The sequence below is a fragment of the Brachybacterium sp. Marseille-Q7125 genome (assembly GCF_023062615.1).
Lineage (GTDB): Bacteria > Actinomycetota > Actinomycetes > Actinomycetales > Dermabacteraceae > Brachybacterium.
The window spans coordinates 1-1,428 of record NZ_JALLAL010000118.1 but is presented as its reverse complement, the minus strand read 5'-3'; the positions used below and the strand labels follow the sequence as shown (position 1 = coordinate 1,428).

At 67.3% G+C, this 1,428-nt stretch carries 1 protein-coding gene; it reads left to right on the top strand.

The window, feature by feature from the left end:
* Positions 1 to 81: 81 nt before the first annotated feature.
* On the top strand, positions 82 to 1,425 hold the full coding sequence (locus MU407_RS13950; RefSeq protein WP_246958392.1) for an IS256 family transposase: 1,344 nt from the start codon (positions 82 to 84) through the stop codon (positions 1,423 to 1,425).
* Positions 1,426 to 1,428 lie beyond the last annotated feature (3 nt).

The window sequence follows — 1,428 nt, the reverse complement described above, 5'->3', positions numbered from 1 at the left end:
GGCCTGTCAAATGGTGTGTGTAAGGGGTGTGGCACCACCCCCTGAAGGAGACACACTGTGACGATTGACGCCATGCCGAAGATGAGCGCCGAGGAGCGCGCTGAGCGTCGTAGAAAGCAGGCCGAGCTCGCGGCCGAGCTCAAGACCACCGGAGCCCTGGATGAGGTTTTCGCCCGGATCGATGCCGGTGAACCGCTGACCGGAGACGGCGGGGTGCTGGGCGGGATGCTCAAGGCCGCCCTGGAGCGGGGCCTGGAGGCCGAGCTGAGTGAGCACGTGGGCTATGAGAAGGGCGCGGTCGATGCCGCCGACCACCCGAACTCCCGTAACGGGTACTACGCCAAGACCGTGACGAGCGAGGTCGGGGACATCGAGCTCGCGATCCCGCGCGATCGGGCCGGGACCTTCACCCCGATGCTGGTAGGCAAGGGTCAGCGCCGCCTGGACGGGGTCGACGGGATGATCATCTCGCTGTACGCCGGCGGGATGACGCTGCGCGACATCTCCCACCACCTAGCCTCCACGGTCGGGGTGGACGTGAGTCACGAGACGATCAGCAAGGTCGTGGACTCCATCGCCGAGGAGGTCCTCGCGTGGCAGCGCCGTCCGCTGGAGTCGCTGTACCCGGTGATCTACCTCGACGCGATCATGGTCAAGGTCAAGGACGGCTCTCACGTGGTCAACAAGGCCGCCCACATCGCCGTCGGCGTGGACATGGACGGCATCAAGCACGTCCTGGGGATCTGGGTCCAGACCCACGAGGGCGCGAAGTTCTGGGCCCAGGTCTGCGCGGACCTCGCCAACCGCGGGGTGCGCGATGTGCTGATCGTGTGCTGCGACGGGCTGACCGGCTTTCCCGAGGCGATCGAGGCGACCTGGCCGCTGGCCACCGTGCAGACCTGTGTGGTCCACCTGATCCGCGCCGCGATGCGGTTCGTGTCCTACGGGGACCGCAAGGCCGTCGCCACGGCGCTGAAGCCGATCTACACCGCCGCCAGTGAGGACGCGGCTCTGGAGGCGTTGGAGGCATTCGAGGCCGGCCCCTGGGGCACGAAGTACCCCGCCGCGGCGCGGACGTTCCGGGCGGCCTGGGAGCGGTTCATCCCGTTCCTGGCCTTCCCGCCCGAGCTACGCCGCGTCATCTACACGACGAACGCGATTGAGTCGCTGAACTACCAGCTGCGCAAGGTCACCAAGAACCGCGGCCACTTCCCCAACGACGCCGCCGTGGTCAAGCTGCTGTGGCTGGCGATCTGCAACATCGAGGACAAGCGAGCCCGGGAGCGCGAGAAGGAACGCGGCCTACCCGCCGCTGAACGCCGAGCCCCCGGACGCCTCATCGAAGGATCGGTAACCACGAACTGGAAGGCCGCCCTCGGCCAACTCGCCCTCGTCTACCCCGAACGAATCGAACCCTACCTGTAACCC